The sequence below is a fragment of the Mesorhizobium sp. WSM3862 genome (genome assembly GCF_002294985.1).
Lineage (GTDB): Bacteria > Pseudomonadota > Alphaproteobacteria > Rhizobiales > Rhizobiaceae > Mesorhizobium.
The window spans coordinates 265967-286349 of the sequence record NZ_NSGE01000005.1; the positions used below are offsets into that span (position 1 = coordinate 265967).

Annotated in this window: 19 protein-coding genes; 9 read left to right on the forward strand and 10 right to left on the reverse strand. The window is 64.7% G+C overall.

What is annotated here, in order from left to right; translation table 11 throughout:
- Window positions 1-6 precede the first annotated feature (6 nt).
- Window positions 7-504, forward strand: a complete 498-nt coding sequence (gene purE / locus CK224_RS17020; protein ID WP_095782534.1) for a 5-(carboxyamino)imidazole ribonucleotide mutase — start codon at window positions 7-9, stop codon at window positions 502-504.
- Window positions 501-1577, forward strand: coding sequence for a 5-(carboxyamino)imidazole ribonucleotide synthase (locus tag CK224_RS17025; RefSeq protein ID WP_095782535.1), 1077 nt, complete (start codon window positions 501-503; stop codon window positions 1575-1577). The genes purE and CK224_RS17025 overlap by 4 nt, the downstream gene beginning before the upstream one ends.
- A 6-nt stretch (window positions 1578-1583) precedes the next feature.
- Here CK224_RS17025 and CK224_RS17030 read toward each other — a convergent pair whose 3' ends face one another.
- Complete coding sequence (locus tag CK224_RS17030) at window positions 1584-2000, reverse strand: lysozyme inhibitor LprI family protein (protein ID WP_095782536.1); 417 nt, start codon at window positions 1998-2000, stop codon at window positions 1584-1586.
- A 335-nt stretch (window positions 2001-2335) separates the two neighbouring features.
- On the opposite strand from CK224_RS17030, the gene ykgO reads away from it, so the two are divergent.
- The 3 genes from ykgO (at window position 2336) to CK224_RS17045 (ending at window position 4492) form a co-directional block, all read left to right on the forward strand.
- A complete protein-coding gene (gene ykgO, locus CK224_RS17035; protein WP_040974291.1) occupies window positions 2336-2461 on the forward strand; it encodes a type B 50S ribosomal protein L36 in 126 nt (41 codons plus the stop codon).
- Window positions 2462-2572: 111 nt separating this feature from the next.
- On the forward strand, window positions 2573-3190 hold the full coding sequence (locus CK224_RS17040; RefSeq protein WP_067001924.1) for a hypothetical protein: 618 nt from the start codon (window positions 2573-2575) through the stop codon (window positions 3188-3190).
- A 243-nt stretch (window positions 3191-3433) separates the two neighbouring features.
- A complete protein-coding gene (locus CK224_RS17045) occupies window positions 3434-4492 on the forward strand; it encodes an alpha/beta hydrolase (protein WP_095782537.1) in 1059 nt (352 codons plus the stop codon).
- A 150-nt stretch (window positions 4493-4642) separates the two neighbouring features.
- Here the strand turns inward: CK224_RS17045 and pyk are convergent, their stop codons facing one another.
- Window positions 4643-6070: a pyruvate kinase gene (gene pyk, locus CK224_RS17050; protein ID WP_095782538.1), complete on the reverse strand. Its 1428-nt coding sequence runs from the start codon at window positions 6068-6070 to the stop codon at window positions 4643-4645.
- Window positions 6067-6555 carry a DUF1036 domain-containing protein gene (locus CK224_RS17055; protein WP_095782793.1) on the reverse strand — a complete coding sequence of 163 codons (489 nt, stop codon included), beginning with the start codon at window positions 6553-6555 and terminating at the stop codon, window positions 6067-6069. Before CK224_RS17055 ends, pyk begins: the two co-directional genes overlap by 4 nt.
- 244 nt (window positions 6556-6799) lie before the next feature.
- Here CK224_RS17055 and CK224_RS17060 point away from each other — a divergent pair, with 244 nt between their 5' ends.
- From CK224_RS17060 to CK224_RS17070, 3 genes are all read left to right on the forward strand, one after another.
- Window positions 6800-7597: an N-formylglutamate amidohydrolase gene (locus CK224_RS17060; protein ID WP_095782539.1), complete on the forward strand. Its 798-nt coding sequence runs from the start codon at window positions 6800-6802 to the stop codon at window positions 7595-7597.
- Between the two features lie 29 nt (window positions 7598-7626).
- Entirely contained in the window at window positions 7627-7935 is a 309-nt protein-coding gene (locus CK224_RS17065; protein ID WP_095782540.1) for a DUF1244 domain-containing protein, read from the forward strand.
- 229 nt (window positions 7936-8164) lie between these two features.
- Window positions 8165-9346, forward strand: a complete 1182-nt coding sequence (locus CK224_RS17070) for an MFS transporter (RefSeq protein ID WP_095782541.1) — start codon at window positions 8165-8167, stop codon at window positions 9344-9346.
- Here the strand turns inward: CK224_RS17070 and CK224_RS17075 are convergent.
- Window positions 9304-10218, reverse strand: coding sequence for a LysR family transcriptional regulator (locus tag CK224_RS17075; RefSeq protein ID WP_095782542.1), 915 nt, complete (start codon window positions 10216-10218; stop codon window positions 9304-9306). The genes CK224_RS17070 and CK224_RS17075 overlap by 43 nt on opposite strands.
- A gap of 95 nt (window positions 10219-10313) precedes the next feature.
- Between CK224_RS17075 and CK224_RS17080 the strand changes: the two genes are divergently transcribed.
- A complete protein-coding gene (locus CK224_RS17080) occupies window positions 10314-11270 on the forward strand; it encodes an SDR family oxidoreductase (protein ID WP_095782543.1) in 957 nt (318 codons plus the stop codon).
- Between the two features lie 64 nt (window positions 11271-11334).
- Here the strand turns inward: CK224_RS17080 and CK224_RS17085 are convergent, their stop codons facing one another.
- From CK224_RS17085 to CK224_RS17110, 6 genes are all read right to left on the reverse strand, one after another.
- The gene (locus CK224_RS17085) at window positions 11335-11493 is read right to left on the reverse strand and encodes a DUF3309 family protein (RefSeq protein ID WP_040991775.1); all 159 of its coding nucleotides are present in this window, start codon (window positions 11491-11493) and stop codon (window positions 11335-11337) included.
- A 99-nt stretch (window positions 11494-11592) separates the two neighbouring features.
- Window positions 11593-14769, reverse strand: a complete 3177-nt coding sequence (locus CK224_RS17090; protein WP_095782544.1) for an efflux RND transporter permease subunit — start codon at window positions 14767-14769, stop codon at window positions 11593-11595.
- Between the two features lie 71 nt (window positions 14770-14840).
- On the reverse strand, window positions 14841-16013 hold the full coding sequence (locus tag CK224_RS17095; protein WP_082980682.1) for an efflux RND transporter periplasmic adaptor subunit: 1173 nt from the start codon (window positions 16011-16013) through the stop codon (window positions 14841-14843).
- 368 nt (window positions 16014-16381) lie between these two features.
- Window positions 16382-17803, reverse strand: coding sequence for a coniferyl aldehyde dehydrogenase (locus CK224_RS17100; protein ID WP_095782545.1), 1422 nt, complete (start codon window positions 17801-17803; stop codon window positions 16382-16384).
- A gap of 118 nt (window positions 17804-17921) precedes the next feature.
- Window positions 17922-19052: a patatin-like phospholipase family protein gene (locus tag CK224_RS17105; protein WP_095782546.1), complete on the reverse strand. Its 1131-nt coding sequence runs from the start codon at window positions 19050-19052 to the stop codon at window positions 17922-17924.
- 190 nt (window positions 19053-19242) lie between these two features.
- On the reverse strand, window positions 19243-20328 hold the full coding sequence (locus CK224_RS17110; protein ID WP_095782547.1) for a citrate synthase/methylcitrate synthase: 1086 nt from the start codon (window positions 20326-20328) through the stop codon (window positions 19243-19245).
- Window positions 20329-20383 lie beyond the last annotated feature (55 nt).

Below are 20383 nucleotides of genomic sequence, written 5' to 3' on the forward strand. Positions count from 1 at the left end.
AAAACCTTGACCGATCAGCGTGTCGACGTCGCCATCATCATGGGCAGCCAGTCCGACTGGGCGACGATGCGCCAGGCGGCGGAAACGCTGGATGCGCTGGGCATCCCGCACAAAAAGCTGATCGTCTCGGCACACCGCACGCCGGACCGCCTCTATGAATTCGCCAAGGGCGCCAAGGCGGCCGGCTACAAGGTGATTATCGCCGGCGCCGGCGGCGCGGCGCACCTGCCCGGCATGACGGCGGCGATGACGCCGCTGCCCGTCTTCGGCGTGCCGGTGGAATCCAAGGCGTTGTCCGGCCAGGATTCGCTGCTCTCCATCGTGCAGATGCCGGCCGGCATTCCGGTCGGAACGTTAGCCATCGGCAAGGCCGGTGCCGCCAACGCCGCCCTTCTCGCCGCGGCCGTCCTGGCGCTGAGCGATGAAAAACTCGCCGCCCGCCTCGATGCCTGGCGCACCGCACAGACCGCCAAGGTCGCCACCGAGCCGGCGGATACCCCGTGAGCCTGGCCCCGGGATCGACCATCGGCATCATCGGCGGCGGCCAGCTCGGCCGCATGCTGGCGATGGCCGCCGCCCGCCTCGGCTATCGCACCATCGTCCTGGAGCCACAGGCCGACAGCCCGGCGGCGCAGGTCGCCAACCGTCAGATCGTCGCCGCCTATGACGATCCGGCGGCCCTTGCCGAACTGGCCGGCGCCAGCGCTGTCGTCACTTACGAATTCGAGAACGTCCCGGTTCAAGCGGCGCAGACACTCGCGGCGCGCGTTCCCGTCTGTCCGCCGGCCCGCGCGCTGGAAATCGCGCAGGATCGCGTGACCGAAAAAAGCTTCCTGAACGGCATCGGCGTTCCCACAGCCGAATTCTGCCCAGTGGACAATGACGAGCAGCTGACGGCCGCGCTGAAGAAATTCAGCGGCAGCGGCGTGCTGAAGACGCGCCGCATGGGCTATGACGGCAAAGGCCAGCGCGTCTTCCGCAACATGGAGACCGGCGGCTTTGCCGGCATCTGCGAGGCGATGGGCAATGTGCCGCTGATCCTCGAATCGCTGGTCGCTTTCGAGCGCGAGATTTCGGTGATTGCCGCGCGCGGGCAGGACGGCTCGGTTGCAGCCTACGATCCGGCCGAGAATATCCATCGCGAAGGCATATTGCGAACGTCGACATTGCCGGCCGCCATCGCACCGGACACCGCATCGGCGGCGAAGCAAGCGGCAGCAAAAATCCTTGCGGCGCTCGACTATGTCGGCGTCATCGGCGTCGAGTTCTTCGTGCTTGCCGACGGTTCGCTTTTAGCCAATGAGCTGGCGCCGCGTGTCCACAATTCCGGCCACTGGACGGAAGCCGCCTGCATCGTTTCGCAGTTCGAACAGCATATCCGCGCCATCGCCGGCCTGCCGCTGGGCTCGCCTGCACGGCATTCCGACTGTGTCATGGAAAACCTGATCGGCGATGACATGCTGAAGGTTCCGGCGCTGCTCGCCGAGCCCGGCGTGATGCTGCATCTCTACGGCAAGGCCGAGTCGCGGCCCGGCCGCAAGATGGGCCATTTCACGCGCATTGAGCGTCGGCGCTAACGCCGACTACTGCACGTCTTCGTCCTCGTCCGGGCTGGCGCAGCTCGGATCGCCTTCCTGGCAGTTGGGGCCGGAGGTGAGTTGCTTGGTGCGCTCGGTGGTCAGTTCCGTCAGGCATTGCGAAACCTCCATCGGGTGGATGGAACCGCCCTCGCTGTCGGCGGTCGAATAGGCGCATTCGGCGTCGCGGAAGGCGATCCAGGCGCGCTGTGCGGTCTGCAGCAACTTGTTGGCCTTCTCGTCATTGCGGCCGACAATATCCTTGTAGGCGGCGTTGAGCTTGGCATCGGCCGCCTGATAATCGGCATTGGCGCAGATATTCATCATCGACTGGCTGTCGTCGCTGCGGTCGCAGTCCTCGGCCCATGCAGCCGGAACTGTCGCGATGAGGACAAGGCATGCGGGCAGAAAGAGACGGCGCATGATAAGACTCCGTTTCGCTGAGAGCATCTGCAACCTAGAGGAATCGCTTGGCGTCGCAGAAATGCGGCTAAACAAATAGACATAACCGGAGGGGACCTATGTCCCGCTCTGGCGTGGCCCGCAACATTCCAGCCGCCTCTGAGTCGCGCAATGCCGCGCGTTCCCTATGGCGAATATTTGATCAGCGCACCATTTGCGGCATAAGAGCCGCCCGCTTGCGGTTGACACGGGCAAGGCTCCTCGTTTATGAGCCACGCAAGTTCAAGGCGCGCTTTTTTCGGGCGCGCCTTTAAAATTCGGCCCGGGACCGGGCCCCCGACCGAACAGGCAAGACCATGAAGATCAAGAACTCGCTCAAGGCGCTCAAGGCGCGTCACCGCGACAACCGGCTGGTTCGCCGCAAGGGACGCATCTACATCATCAACAAGACCGCTCCGCGCTACAAGGCGCGCCAGGGCTGAGACTTGCGCGCGGCGCTAAGCGCCGCGCCCGCTGATGTCGACTTCCGGTTCGCCGGCCCTCTCACGCTAAAATCATTTTGACGATCCGCCGTCCGGGACTAGATTCCGGACATGCGGATTCTTTTTGCATTCTTCATTGCCCTCGTCCTTTCCGGAACGACCTTGCCCGCTTCGGCGCAGGATGAGGCCACGCCGCCCGCCGCTTCGCCGCCGCCCGCCATCACGCCGCCGCCGGTCGCCTCGACCAGGCAGGGACGGCTCGACCAGCTCTTTGCCGATCTCAGACGCGAGCGCAACGAGAAGGCCGCCGAACGCATCGCCGGCCGCATCTGGAATGAGTGGAACCAGTCCGGCAGCGCCTCGATCGACCTGATGATGCGATGGGCGCAAAGGGCGGCGGAAGACCAGAAATTCGACGTCGCGCTCGATTTCCTCGATCAGGTGGTGACCTTGCAGCCCGATTATGCCGAAGGCTGGAACCGCCGCGCTACCGTGCATTTCCTGATGAAGAACTATGGAAAGTCGATGTCGGACATCGACCACACGCTGCGGCTCGAACCGCGCCATTTCGGCGCGCTGTCGGGTCTCGCGCAGATCATGGCCGAGACCGGCCACAAGCAGTCGGCGCTGGAAGCCTGGCAGAAGGTGCTCACCATCTATCCGATGATGCGCAGCGCCCAGGGCCAGGTCTCGACGCTGTCGGAAGACCTGGCCGGCGAGGGCATTTGAGGGCAGCTCTTCGTCATCCTCGGGCTTGAGCCAACGACCCACGCCGTGACTTTCCGCGCCGCGACGGCGGTGCAGAACGCTGCAGCCTTCGCGCAAGGTGACGACGACCTTAACAAGCCCGGCCAAGCCGAACGTTTGCGATACTCCACCGAAGCGGGCAATAATTGGGGCTGGCAGCAGGCCGCCAGCTCGCCAAACTCACCGTGCTCCTAAATTAGATCCGCTCGCCCTCGTACTTTCCGCATGTACCTCATCTGCCTCGCGCTCCTCCTCCTCGTTGCCTTCCTCATCGCCCTTGCCGGCATTACCCGCGCCGGCGTCTGGCTGATCGAGCGTCGCAATCCGCCGATCGGCGCATTCGCCGACATCGATGGTGCCCGTATCCATTATGTCCACGTCCCCGCCGCCGGCGCCGGTCTGCCGCCTGTCGTCTTCATCCATGGCGCCAGTGCCAATCTCAAGGACCAGATGCTGCCGCTGAGGCCTCTGCTCGAGGGCCGCGCCGAGCTGCTGTTCCTCGACCGACCGGGCTTCGGCTGGTCCGAGCGCGGCGACAACGAAACACTGGCGACGCAGGCCGACACTGTCGCCGCTCTGATGGATCGGCTCGGCATCGCAAGGGCGATCATCGTCGGCCATTCCTTCGGCGGCGCGGTCACCACCGCCTTCGCGCGCCAGCATCCGCAAAAGACGCTCGGCCTCGTCTTCCTGGCGCCCGTCAGCCATCCGTGGCCGGGCGGCGCGACCGCCTGGTATTACAAATTGACGGCTGTTCCGGTTGTCGGCTGGCTGTTTTCCGAGACCATTGCTTCCGCCGCTGGCATGCTGCGGATCGGCAATGCCACGGCCTGCGTGTTTTCACCGAACAATGTGCCGAAGGGCTATATCGGCAAGGCTTCCATTCCGCTTGTGCTGAGGCCGCCCGCCTTCCGCGCCAACGCCCGCGATGTGGCCCGACTTTACGGCTATGTGCGCGCGGCCTCGCCTGGCTACCGTGAGATCAAGGCGCCGACCTTGGTCATCTCCGGCGATCGCGACAAGGTGGTCTATGCCACGGTCCATTCCGTCGGCCTCGAACGCGACATTCCCGGCGCCGAGCTGGTCTGGGTCGCGAATCTCGGCCACAAGCCCGACTGGATCGCCCCCGACCTCGTCGTCGGCGCCATCGAAAGGGCGGCGGGCGCGCCGGTCGACTTGCAGTCGATGGCGAGTGTTGTGGAAAGCCGGATCGCCGGCGACGCGCAAGGCGCTGACAGGTACCCGGAACTGAAGGTGCCGGACGCCGAGCTGGCGCCGGGCTAAGCTCGGGACCGGAAGGGTGTTGAGATTCAAATTAGGCCGAGCCGAGCAGAGCGGATTCCAGAACCGGAGTGGAGCGACTTAACCACATGAGCCCGGAAGCGCAGGAAAGGCGCGCCTCACAGGCCGGTCCCACCTGAATACGGGCATACCTTAGTGCGTCTCTGATCCGACATAGGCGATGCGCAGCATGTTGGTCGAGCCGGGCGTCCTCAGCGGCACGCCCGCCGTGATGATGACGCGGTCGCCCGGCTTGCCAAAGCCTTCTTCGAGGGCAATGCGGCAGGCGCGGTCGACCATATCGTCGAGGTCGATAGCATCCTCCGAGACCACGCAATGCGTACCCCACAGAAGCGAGAGCCGGCGCGCCGTGTTGACGATCGGCGACAGCGCCACGATCGGCACTTGCGGCCGTTCGCGCGCGGCGCGCAGACCAGTTGTTCCAGAGGCGGTGTAGGAAATGATCGCCGACAGTTTCAGCGTCTCCGCGATCTCGCGCGCAGCGAGCGAAATGGCGTCGGCCCCGGTCGCTTCCGGTTCCGAGCGCTGGGCGTTGATGATGCCGGCATAAGTCGGGTCGGCTTCGACCTTTGTGGCGATGCGGTTCATCATCGCGACCGCCTCGACCGGGTAGGCGCCGGCGGCGGATTCGGCCGAAAGCATGATCGCGTCCGCGCCTTCGAAGACGGCGATCGACACATCCGAGACCTCCGCGCGGGTCGGCACGGGTGCGGTGATCATCGATTCCAGCATCTGGGTCGCGATCACCACCGGTTTGCCGGCGCGGCGGGCGGCTCGCGTGATCTGCTTCTGGATGCCGGGCACGGCCTCGAGCGGCATCTCGACGCCGAGATCGCCGCGCGCGACCATCAGCGCGTCGGAGAGTTCGATGATCTCGGCCAGGCGCGCCACCGCCTGCGGCTTTTCGATCTTGGCCATGATGAGGGCCCGGCCGCGCGCGATCTTGCGCGCTTCGGCCAGATCCTCCGGCCGCTGCACGAACGACAGCGCCACCCAGTCGACGCTTGCCGCCAGCACCGCGTCGAGATCGGCGCGGTCCTTCTCGGTCAGCGCGCCGACCGGCAGATCGGTGTCGGGCAGGCTGACGCCCTTCTTGTCGGAGATGCCGGTGCCGGCGACCACCGTGCAGGTGATCGACTTGCCGTCGCTCTTGACCGCCTTGAGCTCCAGCTTGCCGTCATCGATCAAAAGACGGTGACCGGCCTCGACCGAGTTCAGGATTTCCGGATGCGGCAGGTAGACGCGCTTCGACGTGCCGGGTTCCGGACTGTCATCCAGCGTGAAGGTCTGGCCGACGGTCAGTGCTTCCCTGCCATTGGCGAACTTGCCGACCCTGAGCTTTGGCCCCTGCAGATCGGCGAGAATGCCGATCGGCCGCGCGACCGCCGCCTCGACGGCCCGGATGCGGCCGACAAGCGTGCGCATCAGCTCATGGTCGGTATGGCTCATATTGATGCGGAAGACGTCGGCGCCTGCCTCGAAGAGCTTTCGCAGCATCTCCTCGGAGGAGGAAGCCGGACCGATGGTGGCGAGGATCTTGACCTTGCGGTTGCGTCTCATTGATTGTTCGTTCCCGGAGCGGGGGCCGCTGGCGCGCCGCCCGTTGCGGGCTCGTCAGTCAGCTGGACCATCCAGCTTGCCTGCTCGCCCGTGTCATATTCCTGAAATCCGGCGCGCTGAAAGCCCCGGGCGACGCAATCATTCACGCCGGCAATCTTGAACTCTTTTTCGGCGACGCACATGTTGATCGGGCCGTCCCAACGTCCGCCGCGCTCGGCGTCTTCTGCATAAAGATAGTAAAACCTTGATGACAGCGGCCCCTCGATCAGCGTCTTGCAGGTCGATCCCTCGATGTGCCACCAGCCCTCGGTGATCCAACCGGCCTTCGCCCGATAGCCGATGCCGACGCCGACCAGGTTCTGCGTCGCGTTGCAGACGCGGAAGTCGGCGCGCGCCGGCGAGGTCGCGGCGAGCGCGCACAGGCCCGCGCCAAAGATCAGGAGCGGCAGGCTCAGGCGCTTGCGCAGCCTGCCGGCGCAACCCAATCCAAAACCCTTGGCGAACCACATCTGCATCGTCGAAGCACCTTTTCAGCAAACTCCGGGCGCATGTCAACGCGCCGTTTTATTCAATTCCAATCGATTTAGAAGGGTCCGGTGGACGATTTGGCGTCCCATCCGGGATTCTTTGCAGAAACCGTGGCCAAACAACGGCATTGCGCCTCAGTCCTCTTCGTGGAATGACGATACCACCCCGCCCGGACGCCAGCGAACAGACCGTTTTCAGCCGATGACCCGATCCACAGCTTTCGCGCCCTTCGACATCGTCGAGGGCGACCGCAAGAAGGGCATCGTGCTTCTGGCCGATCACGCCCGTCGCGACCTGCCGGAAGAGTATGGCAGCCTCGGCCTGCCGGCTGCCGAGTTCGAGCGCCACATCGCCTATGACATCGGCGTCGAGACGGTGACGCGCGAGTTGGCGGCGGCGCTCAATGCGCCGGCCGTGCTGGCCGGCTTCTCCCGCCTTCTGATCGACCCCAACCGGGGCGAGGACGACCCGACGCTGATCCGCCAGCTCTATGACGGCACCGTCGTGCCCGGAAACTATCCCATGGCCGCCGAGGAGCGGGAGAGACGGCTCGACCGCTTCTATCGCCCCTATCACGACGCCGTCGGGGCCATGATTTCCTCGGTGGCGCAGGCCTCCGGCAAAGCGCCGTTCATCTTCTCGGTGCATTCCTTCACCCCTCGCATGCAAGGCTTTATCCGCCCCTGGCATGTCGGCATCTTGTGGGACCGCGACGACCGCGTTGCGAGGCCGCTGATCGACCTGCTGGCCGAAGACAAGGCGCTCATCGTTGGCGACAACGAGCCCTATGACGGCGCGCTGCGCGGCGACACCATGTTCCGCCATGCCATCGTCAACGGCTATGCCCATGCCCTGCTCGAGATCCGCCAGGACCTGATCGCCGACCGCGCTGGCGCTGTTCAATGGGCGGAGCGATTGGCTCCGATCGTTGACGCCGTCGACCGGCGTGCCGATATACACGAGGTGAAGATGTTCGGCTCGCGCACCGGGCCGGCCTAAAAAACGACCGAGAGGCCGGGGACCACGAAATGACCGAACTCAGCGAAGAACGGAAACGCGATTTCGAGGCCGCCGCCTTCCGCCGGCTGGTCGAGCATCTGCGCGCACGCGGCGACGTCCAGAACATCGACCTGATGAACCTGGCCGGCTTCTGCCGCAACTGCCTGTCGAACTGGTATCGCGAGGCGGCCGAGGCCGACGGCATTGCGCTGACAAAGGACGAATCGCGCGAGATCATCTACGGCATGCCCTATGCCGAATGGCAGGCGCTCAACCAGACCGAAGCCTCCGAGGCCAGGAAAGCTGAGTTCGAGGCCAGGCGGCCGAAGGATCATTGAACGGTCCTATTTGGCTCGCCCCTGCTGCTTTGTCATCCCAAGGTCTGCGCGCGTCGCTTCGCTCCTGCTTCGCCCATGGATGGCGAAGGAGGCGTTTCGGCCAAATCTCCAAAGTAGGGCCCATTCCTCACAGGTCCGCGCCTCTTGGTCCAACGCTTCTGCCAGAGCGCTTCTTGACTACAAATTGAATCGATCTAATTTGCCGCGCAAAGCATTCGGACTTCAAACCATGAGCGTGCAAACTACAAGGCAAGCCGCGACGCGCGGCCGCTGGGCCGTTGCCGGCATTTTCCTGGCCAATGGCTTTCTCACCGGCAGCTGGGCGCCGCAGATCCCGGTGTTTCTGACCCGGCTGGACATCTCGAAATTCACGCTCGGCCTGCTGATCCTGTTGTTTGGTGTCGGCGCGGTGATGGCGATGACCTGGTGCGGCCATCTCATTTCCAGGCACGGCTCGCGCCCCGTGCTGCGCTGGTTCGGCATCTGCGGCAGTTTCGGCCTGCTGGTCGTGGCACTTGCGCCCAACGTGCCGCTCGCGGCCCTCGCGATGCTCGTCTTCGGCGGCTCGATCGGCGGCATGGACGTCGCCATGAATTCCAACGCGGTGATCGTCGAACGACGGCTCTCCCGCGCCATCATGTCGTCCTCGCATGGCTTCTGGAGCCTCGGCGGCTTCGCCGGCGGCGCGCTTGGTGGCTACTCCATTCAGAACTACGGCTATCTCGCGCATGCGATTGCGGTGACGGCGCTCGCCTTTTTGGTCATCGCCTTTGCTGTTGGCTACCTCATCGCCGACGACAGGCCGCAGGCCGCCGGGCATCAGAAATTTACGCTGCCGCGGAACACAATTGTCTATCTGGTCGGGTTGATGGCGCTGCTCACCATGGTCTCAGAGGGCGCCGTACTTGACTGGGCCGCGCTCTACCTCCAGCAGGAGCTCGGCGCCGACCTTGCGATTGCCGGCCTCGCCTATGCTGCCTTCTCCGGCGTCATGGCGCTCATGCGCTTTCTCGGCGACGGCGTGCGCAACCGCTTCGGCGCGGTGGCGACGCTGCGCGGCTCGGCGCTTGTCGCTGCCGCCGGCATGCTCGTGGCCGGCCTCTCCCCCTCGCCTTATCTTGCCATTGCCGCTTTCGCCTTCTGCGGTTTCGGCATCGCCAATATGGTGCCGATCCTGTTTTCGGCCGGCGGCAACCAGGAAGGCTTGTCTTCCGGCACCGGCATGAGCGTCGTCACCACCATGGGCTATTCAGGAATCCTGGTGGCGCCGTCGGCGATCGGCTTCGTCGCCGAGCAATCGAGCTTCGGCCCGATCTTCGTCGCGCTTTCCGGCCTGCTGGTCATCGTGCTGTTGATGGCGAACCTCGCTCACCGCGCCGAATTCGCCGCCGAGCCTGCGCCGGCGGAGTAGCGCTTCAGCTCTTCATGCAGGAAATCCGCCACGCGGCGGATCCGCATGCTGGTGCGCACGTCACGGTGCATTGCCAGCCACACCGGCAGCACGGGCAAGGGAACCTCCGGCAACAGCTTCTCCAGTCGAGGATCGCGGCTAGCGAGCGGCTCCTGGCCGATGCCGATGCCATTGCCGGCCCGCACCGCTTCCCACAGCACGATCTGGTTGTCGGTCCTGAAGCGGAAGTTGCTGCGGCTGACCGGGATGCCAAACGCGGTAAGGCCGCGAACGATCTCATCGCTGCGGTCGAATCCGACCAAAGGATGGTCGACGAGATCGCTCGGCTTCTGCGGGCGTCCATGCCGGTCGAGATAGGATTTCGCAGCACATATGCAGAGCGCGATATCCGTGACCTTGCGCGCCATCAGCTCGTTCTGCGCCGGCCTGACCATGCGGATGGCGATGTCGGCGTCGCGCCGCAGCAGGTTCTCGACCTGGTTGGAAGCGACGATCTCGACCTCGATGCCCGGCTCTTCCTCGCCAAGGCGCGCCGTCATCTGCGGCAGCACGCAGGCCGCAACCACCTCCGAGGCAGCGATGCGCACCGTACCCTCGATCGCCTCGACCGAGCCCAGCGCAAGCAATGAGAATGCATTGGCCTGCTCGCTGACTGCCTTTCCGCGCTCGTAGAGTGCGCTGCCTGCCTCCGTCAGTTCGTAGCCGCGCCGCCCGCGCCGGAACAGCGTGACGCCGAGCGCCTGCTCCAGCTCGGCGATGTGGCGGCCGAGCGTGGGCTGGCTTGATGCGAGCTGGCGCGCGGCGGCCGAAAGGCTGCCGGTCTCGGCCACCGCGACGAAGCTCTTGATCAGATTCCAGTCGAATTCATTCATTCGTTTTTGAATAACAGAGTGCCAGCCTTAGTCAATTTCCATTCGGCTTTGAAGAGGTCAAATTAAGCGGGCAAACACAAAAACGGAGACGAACAATGACCAAGATCGCAATTCTGGGCGCCAATGGCCGGCTCGGACGCGTGGTTGCCAAGGCCTTCATCGACGCCGGTTTTGACGTCCGCGCCGTCACCCGCACCGGCAAGGTGCCGGCCGAGCTCAAGGGTGCTATTGCCGTCGCCGGCGACGCTCTGGACCGCCAGTCGCTGATCCGGGCCACGCGAGACGTCGACATCATCTTCAATGGCCTGAACCCGATCTATACCGACTGGGACAAATGCCTTCCGATGGCCGAGAACGTCATGGCAGCCTGTCGGGCGAACGGCGCGCTGCATCTTTTCCCGGGCACTGTCTATAATTACGGCTCGCCGATGCCGCAGGTGATCACCGAGGAAACGCCTTTCCATCCTACCACCGACAAGGGCCGCATCCGCGTCGCCATGGAGGAGCTTTTCCGTCGCGAAGCCGATGCGGGCCGCGTGCGCACCATTCTGCTTAGGGCCGGCGACTTCTTCGGCGGCACCGGCAGCGGCGGCTGGTTCGACCTCGTCGTCGCCGCCAAGATGGCAAAGGGGGTCTACACCGCCGCCGGCCCGGCCAAGCTCGTGCACGAATGGGCCTATCTGCCCGACTTCGCGGTGGCTTTTGTCGCACTGGCGCGCAATCTCGATAAGCTCGGCTTTTACGAGGCCATCAATTTCCCCGGCCACGCCGTCACCGATCTCGACATCCAGGCCGCCGCCGAAAAGGCGCTCGGCCGCAAGCTGAAACTCACCTTCATGCCCTGGTGGGTGTTGCGCGCCGGCAGCCCGTTCGTAACCATGTGGCGCGAGATCGTCTCGATGTCCTACCTGCGCTTCGAGCCGCACCGGCTGGCGTCAGCGCGGCTGGAAGAGGTCATCGACGAAATCCCGCACACCCCGCTCGACCGAGCAGTGGCGGAAGCCATGCAGGACATCGGCATAGCCGTCGCGCCCACGCGTCAGGCCGCCTGAGCAAAGAACAACCTCAAGATGAAAACGGCCGGACTTGAAGGCCCGGCCGCAAATCGTCGTCGGTTCAGATCCTGCCCATCAAAAGCAGGATCAGCAACACCACCAGAATGACTCCCACAATCCCCGAAGGCCCATAGCCCCAAGACCGCGAGTGCGGCCATGCCGGCACGGCGCCGATCAGGATCAGGATCAGGATTATTACGAGAATTGTACCGATCGTCATTGAAAATCCTCGCCGTCTGGTTGAACTTCGAGGGAACAATGCAAAAAGCCGCCCGGTAGTTCCCGAGCGGCTTTTATGTACCTGAGTTGCGAAGTGGCTCTACTCGGCGGCTTTCGGGAAGGCGACCGCCGGCTCGGCATTGGCTTCCGCTACCGGCTCGCCTGTCGGGAGCTCGCCCTTGCCGCGGCGGAACAGGCGGCTGAGCCAGCCACGCCGGGCGCCGGGCTTCACCTTGGCGCGGGTGAACACCATCAGCATCGAGGGCGTCACCACCAGCGTCAGCAAGGTGGCGAAGGACAGGCCGAAGACGATCGCCGATGACAGCGAAATCCACCATTGCGTCGACGGCGCGTTGATCGTCGTCTCGTGATGGAAGATTTCGAGGCCGAGGCCGAAGGCGATCGGCAGCACGCCGAGGATGGCCGACACCGCCGTCAACACCACGGGCCGCGCGCGCTCGCGGCAGGTCTGCAGCACGGCATCCATCTTGTCCCAGCCTTCCTCGCGCAGCCGGTCATAGGTGTCGATGAGAACGATGTTGTTGTTCACCACCACGCCGGCAAGCGCAATGACGCCGATGCCCGACATGACGATGCCGAAGGCCTCGCCCGTCAGAAGCAGCCCGAGGAACACGCCGATCGTCGCCATGACGACGCAGGACAGAACAAGCCACACGCTGGTGAACTTGTTGAACTGCGCGAGCAGCACCAGGAAGATCAGGAAGATCGCGGCGCCGAAGGCCTTGCTGAGGAAGGCGCTGGCTTCCGCGCTGTCCTCGTTGGAGCCAGCAAGCTTCCAGCGTATGCCGCTGCCGAGATCCATGTCGGCCACGGCCTTGGTGACTTCCGCCTGCACCGCTGCCACTTGCGCGCCGGCGCTGACATTGGCTTGCACCACCACGGTGCGCGCGCCGTCGATGCGGTTGAGGACGCTGACTGTCGGCTCGGGCTTCCTGACCACGAAGTTCGAGATCGGCACCGAGCCTTGCGAGGTCTGCACCCTGAGCTCGTCGAGCGTCGAGAGCGTGCGCCGGTCTTCCGGCAGACGCAGGCGAATGTCGACGGCGTCGTCGGCGCCGGCCGGCCGGTATTCCGACAGCTTGAGGCCGTTCGTCACCAGCTGCACCACCGTGCCCACCGAGGTCGGGCTGATGCCGTATTGCGCCGCCTTGGCGCGATCGACCTCAAGCGCCCAGTCGACACCGGGCGGCGGCAGGCCGTCGGAAACATCGATCACGTTGGGGACCTTGGCGATGCGCGCGGCGACGGCGCGCGCCTTGTCGTCGAGCCCGGCCGGGTCGGCGGCCGAAAGCCTGATCTGGATCGGCTTGCCGGTCGGCGGGCCGGCCTCCGGCACGCGCACTTCGACGTCGACCCCGGGAATGCCGGCCATGACGCCACGCAAATCGTCGAGGATCTGGTTGGCGGACTTGCGCTCGCGCCAGTCGACGAATTCGTACTGGATCACCCCGACCACGTCTTCCGGGATGTCCTGGCCGCCGCCTTGCGTCTTGCCGACGCGCGTATAGACCGATTTCACGCCCGGCCAGCCGAGCAGGCGGCGTTCCGCCGTCTTGGTTGCGGCGTCCATTTCGGCAAGCGAAAGGTTGCCCCGGGCGTGCACATAGAGCAGGCCATAATCCGGCTCGACGCTGGGGAAGAACTCGACGCCGGCGCCGTATTTCGAATAGGCGAAACCGACGCCGACCAGCAAGCCGACGGTGAGCAGGATGACGGTGATCGGGAAACGCACCGCCTGCTTGACCAGCGCCATATACCAGCCGTCGCGACCGCTGTCCTCGTGATGCGCCGGCGCCTTGGCGAAGATCGCGCCCAGCGTCGGCGCGAAGACCAGCGCATAGAGCATCGAGGCCGACAGCGTCACGATCAGCGTGATCGGCATGTACTTCATGAAGTCGCCGATGATGCCGGGCCAGAAGAGCAGCGGCGAGAAGGCGGCGATGCGCGTCATCGTCGCTGCGATGACCGGGCCGGCCATGCGCTTGGCGGCTAGCGCGAAGGCATCGGCCTTCGGCATGCCCTCGCTCATGCGCCGCTCGGCGAATTCAGTGACGATGATGGCATCGTCGACCAGCATGCCGACCGCCAGGATGAGGCTGAACAGCACGATCATGTTGATCGTGTAGCCCATCATCGCAAGCAGCAGGATGCCGATCAGGAAGGACGACGGAATGGCGAGGCCGATGAGCAGCGAGGCGCGTCCCGACAGCGCGTAGAGGATGACGATGAACACCAGGATGACCGCGATCATCACATGGTTCTGCAGGTCGCCCAAAAGCTGGTTGACGAAGACCGACTTGTCCTGCGTGTAGGTGACGTGCATGCCTTCCGGCATCGTCTTGATGAAGGTGTCGGACACTTCCCGAACATGGTTCAGCGTGTCGATCAGGTTGGCGCCGATGCGCTTCTTCACCTCGATGGCGATCGCCGGCTTGCCGTCGAGGCGGGTCACCGTCTCGGCGTCCTTGAAGGTGGAGCGGATGGTGGCGACGTCCTTGGCCTGCACCACGGCATTGGGCGTGGCGACGACCGGCAGCTTGGCGACGTCCTCGGGCGTCTCGATGAGCGACGGCACCTTGACGGCGTACTTGCCCTCGGAGCCTTCGAGATTGCCGGCCGCGACCAGGCTGTTGGAGGCGCCGACGCCCTGGATCACTTGATCGAGCTGGAGTCCGTAGGAGGAGAGCTTCACCGGATCGATGACGACTTCAACCAGATCGTCGCGCGCGCCCTGCAGCGAGCCTTCGAGCACGCCCGGCACCTCCTCGATGCGATCACGCAATTCGCGCGCCGCCGACGTCAGCACGCGCTCCGGCACGTCGCCGGAAAGCGTGACGACGAGAACGGGGAATTCCGAGACGTTGACTTCAGTGACGGTCGGCTCCTCCGCCGCCTGCGGCAGGTCGGCCTTGGCGTCCTGCACCTTGCTGCGCGTGTCCTGCAGCGCGGTGGCCAGATTGGTCTGCGGCTGGAACTCGACCAGCACGTAGCCGCCGCCCTGGAAGGCGGCCGAGCGCATCTCCTTAAGCCCCTTCAGGCTCTTGAGCTTGCTTTCCATCGGCCTGAGCAGCAGCCGTTCTGAGTCCTCCGGCGAAATGCCCTGGTAGATCAGGCTGACATACATCATCGGAATTGGAACGTCCGGCTCCGCTTCCTTCGGCGTCGACTGATAGGCGACCCAGCCCGCGACGAGCAGGAACATCAGCGCCGATATTGTGAGGCGGGCGTTGTGAATGGCGAGTCTGACGATGTCCATGACTTATGCCTGCTGTTTCCCTGGAAGCCGCGACATTGGCCAGCGGCGCCGGCCGAGCCGGCGCGGCCGCGCTATTGCGTGCCGGCGGAGGCTTCGCTGATCAGCTTGTTGATGGTTGCCTGGTCGGCCTCGACCGGCTTCACCAGATCGCCTTCCTTCACCAGTTCCTGGCCGGCGACGATGATGCGCGCGTCCTGCGGTATGCCGCCGAGCACCAGTCCCTTCGGCGTGTCGTCGACGAGGTCGATCGGGAAGAACGCCACCTTGTCGTCCTTGCCGACCGCGCGGATGCCGAGGTCGCCCTTGTCGCCCAGCGTCACCACCGAGCGTGGCAGCATGACCGCATCGGTCGGCTGGGCGCTGAGCGTGATCTCGGCCGTCATGCCGGCGGGGATGGAGCCGTCGGCATTGGGGATGGCCACCTCGACACGGAAGGTGCGGGTCTGCGAGGAGGCGTCACGGCTGATGTAGCGCACCGTGCCGGTAACCTTCTGGTCGTTGACAAGGCGCACATTGGCCTGGTCGCCGATCTTGATGTAGCGCAGGTCGCGCTCGCTGATCTCGCCGCGCGCGATCACCGGGTCGAGCTTGAGGATGGTGGCCACCTCGCCGCCCTGCATCACCGAGCTGCCGAGCTCGACGGGCACGCGGTCGATGACGCCGTCGAAAGGCGCCTTCACTTCGTTGCGGTCGAGTTCGGCCTGCGCCGTCTCCAGCATGGACTGCGCCGCCGTCAGGTTCGACCGAGCGGTGTCGAGCTGCAGCTTGGGGAGATTGCCGGTCTTGGCCAGCCGTTCGGCTGCGTCGAGCTCGGCCTTGCGCTGCGCCAGCAGCTGCCTGGCATTGTCGACATTCGAGAGCTTCTCCTCGGCGGCAAGCATCAGCACGAGGTCGCCGGTCTTGACGTGATCGCCCTGCTTGACCGGGAGCTTATCGATGACACCGGCGACGCGGACAGCAAGCACAGCGCGCTTGTCGGCTTCGGTCAGGCCCGAGATCCGTATCGCCCGCGCGAAGGTTTTGCGCGGCGGCGTCACCACCGCGACGGTGCGCAATGCTGCCTTCGGCTCGGCCTCCGCCGTCTTCGGCTTTTCGGCGACGGACTGCGCGGCTTTGCCTGCTTCTCCCTGCTTCTGGTGGTCGGCGGCGCTGCCCACGGACGAGAACTCGCCCGTTGCCATCCAGGCAGCGAATCCGATGAGCACAGCAATGGCTGCAAGCTTGTGAAACCTGATTTTCGGCATCGTCATTTTTTCCGTTGCAGGCTTGGGCGAGGTCGACGGTTTCGATCCCCGGGCGCGCGGCCGATATGGGGGCGCGCAGAGCCATCTTCAATTTGCCGTGATCGGCGAAGCGCGCTTCTACCGCAAAGCCGTTGCGCAAAACAGTCAGAAACTTTGATGGATTATTGCGCCGCCGAGCTTGGGGCGCTGGTTTTTTCCGCGTTTTACATGCTGGACTGCTTGGCTTTTCTCAATCGGGGCCGGTTTTTCAGCCGATCGGACACTCAATGGCAGCAGGCGTCAGTATGATGAAGAATTTTTTTGCGAAATGACATGTCGCATTGGCATGGAGCAATCAGAGGACGCGCCCAATCCGAAAATAAATCCGATCAGGTGATCAGGTTAAGCAAGCGGAACAGCCGCTCGAATGTGCGGCCATAAGGCGGCCTGAGCAGGGCCCCGGCACTCAGCCTGGATTGGACGAAGATCGGCTTTTCCTTGCTGAAGGTGCGGAAACCCCATTCGCCGTGATAGGCGCCCATGCCGCTCTCGCCGACGCCGCCGAATGGCTGCCGTTCCTGCACCAGATGCATCATGCTGTCGTTGATCGTCACGCCGCCGGCAACGGTTTCTCGCATGATCCTTTGGCGATTGGCGCTGTTCTTGCCGAACCAATAGAGGGCGAGCGGACGCTCGCCGCGGTTCACGTGATCGATTGCCTCATCTACCGCGCCGTATTCAACGATCGGCAGCACCGGCCCGAAGATTTCCTCGCGCATCAGCCGCAAACTCTCGCCGGCGTTCCTGACCAGGACCGGCGCCATCTTGCGGTCGCTCACGCCAAGCCTTTCATTTGCCGGGTTGACCTCGGTGACATCGGCGCCGCTTTCGCGCGCCTCGGCGATCATGTCGCTCAGGCGCCGCTGGTGCCGTTCGCTGATGATCGCCGTGTAGTCGGGATTGTCGCCCAGGCGCGGATAGAGCTGCGTCATCGCGCCGGCAAGTTTTGCGGCGATCGCCGCGCCTTGCCCTTGCGGGACCATCAGATAGTCGGGTGCGATGCAGGTCTGGCCCGCATTCAAGAGCTTGCCGTAGGCGACGCTTGCGACCGCAGCGTCGAGATCGCAGGACGCATCGAAGATCGCCGGTGACTTGCCGCCAAGCTCGAGCGTCACCGGCGTCAGATTGGCGGCCGCGGCCAGCGCCACCTGCCGACCGACAGCGGTGGAGCCGGTGAACAAGAGATGATCGAAAGGCATGGACACGAATGTCTTGCCGACTTCGGCATCGCCGACGACAACGCTCATCTCGTCGGAGGAAAAATGCTCTTCGACCAACCGGGCAAGCAGGTCTGAAAAATTCGGCGTCAGCTCGGACGGCTTGAGCAGCACCCGGTTGCCGGCGGCTAGAGCGGCAGTCGCCGGCGCGATGGCAAGCTGGAACGGATAGTTCCAGGGCGAGACGATGCCGACGACCCCGAGCGGCTGCGGCAGAAGGCGGTTGCGCCCCGGCAGGAACGGCAGGCTGGTGGCGACGCGGCGCTCGCGCATCCAGCCGCGCAGATGCCGGACGGCGTGCTTGATGCCGGCGCGAACGACGAACAGTTCCGCAAGCCGCGTTTCCTGCGCCGCCCGTCCAGTGAAATCGCTGTCGATCGCCGTGCAGATCTCGGCTTCATGCTTTTCGGTCAGCGCCAGCAGCCGCTTCAGCCGGTCCTTGCGCACTGCGAGGCCAGGAAAGGGGTCCTTCTCGAAGGCCCTGCACTGCGCCTCAAACTTGACCCCGAGAGAGTTCTGTCTGGTCTGCAGCATCGCTACCTCCCGTTTACGTCGAGGTAAACTACTCGCGCGACGGGGGTGAATCCAGCGTATCGCCGGTTCCGCAAGGGAAACTTCAGCGCCTGCTGAAACGTGCGACAGGGTTGGGCAACTAGGCTCGCCGGCGCGCTGACTCTGGCTTGATGCGCGCGGCGAGGAATTCCTTGACCCGCCGGCCCGGCGCCGGGCCGCGCATCGGCCTGAAGCCGTCGTCGAGCTCGCCCGAGAGGTCGAGCGTCGCTCGGCTGCCGACCGCGTCGTAGTTCTCCTCCAGCCAGTCGCTGGCCGCACTGCGGCCAAGGTCCCGCAGATAGGCGAGGAAGGCCCATTCGGCGTTGACCTTGGACGAGGCCGACAGATCCTTGAAAGCCTCGTCGGCATCGATGCGGTGCATGCGGATGTCGCGGTATTCGCCATGCGGCAGGCGTCCCGCCGCGATCAGTTCCTTGACGAAGGCGATCGAGCGGAATTCGCGCAGCAGCCCGGCATTGAAGGTGATCTCGTCGATGCGGTTCTGGATCTCGTTGGCGCTCTTCGGCGTGCCTTCGCGCACCACCGGGTTGATCTGCACGAGCAGCACGTCCTCGGTCGCCGCAGTCTTGAAGAACGGATAGAGCGCCGGATTGCCGCCATAGCCGCCATCCCAATAGGGCACGCCCTTGATCTCGACGGCGCGGAACAATTGCGGCAGGCAGGCCGACGCCATCACCGTGTCGAGGTCGATCTCGCCATCCGAGAAGACGCGCAGCTGCCCGGTCTCGACATTGGTCGCCGAAATGAAGAGCTCCATCGACTTGCAGGCGTGCACGTTGCCGAAGTCGATCTCCTTCTCGACCACATCGCGCAGCGGGTTGAGGCCGAGCGGATTGGCGACGTAAGGCGAGAAGACCCGCGACATGGTGTCGAAGAAGAAATAGCCGGGCGTGTTCTCGATCGACCAGTTCCCCCAGACGACGTCCCACGGCATGCGTTGCACCGGGCTGAACCGCCCCTTCGAGGCCACAGCACGCCAGAAATCATCGAGCTTTGTGCGCGCGCCCTCGACGCCGCCGCGCACGAAGCCGTCGGCCAGCGCCACCGCATTCATCGCGCCGGCGCTGGTGCCGGACACGGCAGCGATCTCAAGCCGCCCGTCTTCGAGCAGACGATCGAGCACGCCCCAGGAGAAGGCGCCGTGCGAACCGCCGCCCTGAAGCGCGATGTTGATCTTCTTCTTGTCCCCCGCCTTGCCGTTCTTCGCCATGGCGTTCCTTGTCTCGATGTGCCGGCCTGCCCCTGCGTCATTGGAGCGGGACCGCTGCCGTCAGCCTATGTTGCAGCGCAGCATATAAGGACGGACCAAGGCAAGAACACGAGCACACAAGCGTGATCGGGTGAAATTTCGCTCATGAAAAAAACTGTCCGCTGCCGGACGCGGAGTATTGCTCGCGGCGTCAGGCCACGAGATCGGGCACCGGCCCGACATAGCGCGACTGCGGCCGGATCAGGCGTCCGGTCGCCTGCTGCTCGCGCGCATGCGCAATCCAGCCGGCGACGCGGCCGGCGGCAAAGACGTTGGAGAACGCCTCCTTCGGGAAGCCCGCGGCTTCGAGCAGGAGCGCGGTATAGAATTCGACATTGGTCTGGATCGAGCGTTGCGGCTTGGCGACCTTGAGCACGTCGAGTGCCGCCTGCTCCACCGTCTCGGCGAAGGCCAGCCGGCGGCCGGACTCATTTCGTGTGCCCAGCCGCCGCACGACGGCTTTCAGCACGTCGGCACGCGGGTCGCGTACGCGGTAGATGCGATGGCCGAAGCCCATGATGCGCTCGCCGCGCGCTATCTCGTTTCGCAGCCAGGCGGCCGCGTCGCCGCTCGCCTCGATCGCGTCGAGCATCTCGATCACCGGCCCCGGCGCGCCGCCATGCAGCGGGCCTTTGAGCGCGCCGAGCCCGGCCAGGATCGCCGAGGTCAAGCCCGCCTGCGTCGACGTCACCACCCGCGTTGCGAAGGTCGAGGCATTGAGCCCATGGTCGCAGACTGTCACCAGATACGTATCGAGCGCCTTGGCAAGGGCCGGCGACGGCGTGCCGGAGAGCATTCGGAGCATGTCGTTGGCATGATCGGCGCGTGCGTCCGGAGTCAGAGGCTTCTCGCCGCGTCCGAGCCGCAGCAGGGCCGGAGTTAGCACCGCCGGCGCCGCGATCAGCCGGAGCGCGTCGGCGAGCGACTCGCCGTCGGGCAGAAGGGCGATGCCGGCGCGCATACCGCTGTAGACGTCGAGCGCTGGAAGTTCAGCGAGCATCGGCTGCAGCCGTTCGAAAATCTCGACACGCGCATTGCCGATCGCCTTCTCCAGCTCGTCGTCGCCGGGAAGCTCGTCAAAGAACCCGTCGAACAAGAGGCGGACCACCTGGCCGTAGCGCCAGTGCCCGGCGAGTTCCGTCAACGAATGGCCTCGGATGGTGAGATGGCCGCCCGCGCCGTCGACATCGGAAAGAACCGTCTCCGCCGCCACAACATCATCGAGCCCATTTGCCATGACTGTCTCCTTGACCCTTTGTGCACTGCAGTTAATGCTCTACAATCAACGCATC

What these genes read in the sequence shown, in the direction of transcription:
- CK224_RS17030 (WP_095782536.1), bottom strand. Translation starts at nt 2,000, where the DNA reads ATGCGCCGTCTCTTTCTGCCCGCATGCCTTGTCCTCATCGCGACAGTT.
- ykgO (WP_040974291.1), top strand. Translation starts at nt 2,336, where the DNA reads ATGAAGATCAAGAACTCGCTCAAGGCGCTCAAGGCGCGTCACCGCGAC.
- CK224_RS17040 (WP_067001924.1), top strand. Translation starts at nt 2,573, where the DNA reads ATGCGGATTCTTTTTGCATTCTTCATTGCCCTCGTCCTTTCCGGAACG.
- CK224_RS17045 (WP_095782537.1), top strand. Translation starts at nt 3,434, where the DNA reads ATGTACCTCATCTGCCTCGCGCTCCTCCTCCTCGTTGCCTTCCTCATC.
- pyk (WP_095782538.1), bottom strand. Translation starts at nt 6,070, where the DNA reads ATGAGACGCAACCGCAAGGTCAAGATCCTCGCCACCATCGGTCCGGCT.
- CK224_RS17060 (WP_095782539.1), top strand. Translation starts at nt 6,800, where the DNA reads ATGACCCGATCCACAGCTTTCGCGCCCTTCGACATCGTCGAGGGCGAC.
- CK224_RS17065 (WP_095782540.1), top strand. Translation starts at nt 7,627, where the DNA reads ATGACCGAACTCAGCGAAGAACGGAAACGCGATTTCGAGGCCGCCGCC.
- CK224_RS17070 (WP_095782541.1), top strand. Translation starts at nt 8,165, where the DNA reads ATGAGCGTGCAAACTACAAGGCAAGCCGCGACGCGCGGCCGCTGGGCC.
- CK224_RS17075 (WP_095782542.1), bottom strand. Translation starts at nt 10,218, where the DNA reads ATGAATGAATTCGACTGGAATCTGATCAAGAGCTTCGTCGCGGTGGCC.
- CK224_RS17080 (WP_095782543.1), top strand. Translation starts at nt 10,314, where the DNA reads ATGACCAAGATCGCAATTCTGGGCGCCAATGGCCGGCTCGGACGCGTG.
- CK224_RS17085 (WP_040991775.1), bottom strand. Translation starts at nt 11,493, where the DNA reads ATGACGATCGGTACAATTCTCGTAATAATCCTGATCCTGATCCTGATC.
- CK224_RS17090 (WP_095782544.1), bottom strand. Translation starts at nt 14,769, where the DNA reads ATGGACATCGTCAGACTCGCCATTCACAACGCCCGCCTCACAATATCG.
- CK224_RS17095 (WP_082980682.1), bottom strand. Translation starts at nt 16,013, where the DNA reads ATGCCGAAAATCAGGTTTCACAAGCTTGCAGCCATTGCTGTGCTCATC.
- CK224_RS17100 (WP_095782545.1), bottom strand. Translation starts at nt 17,803, where the DNA reads ATGCTGCAGACCAGACAGAACTCTCTCGGGGTCAAGTTTGAGGCGCAG.
- CK224_RS17105 (WP_095782546.1), bottom strand. Translation starts at nt 19,052, where the DNA reads ATGGCGAAGAACGGCAAGGCGGGGGACAAGAAGAAGATCAACATCGCG.
- CK224_RS17110 (WP_095782547.1), bottom strand. Translation starts at nt 20,328, where the DNA reads ATGGCAAATGGGCTCGATGATGTTGTGGCGGCGGAGACGGTTCTTTCC.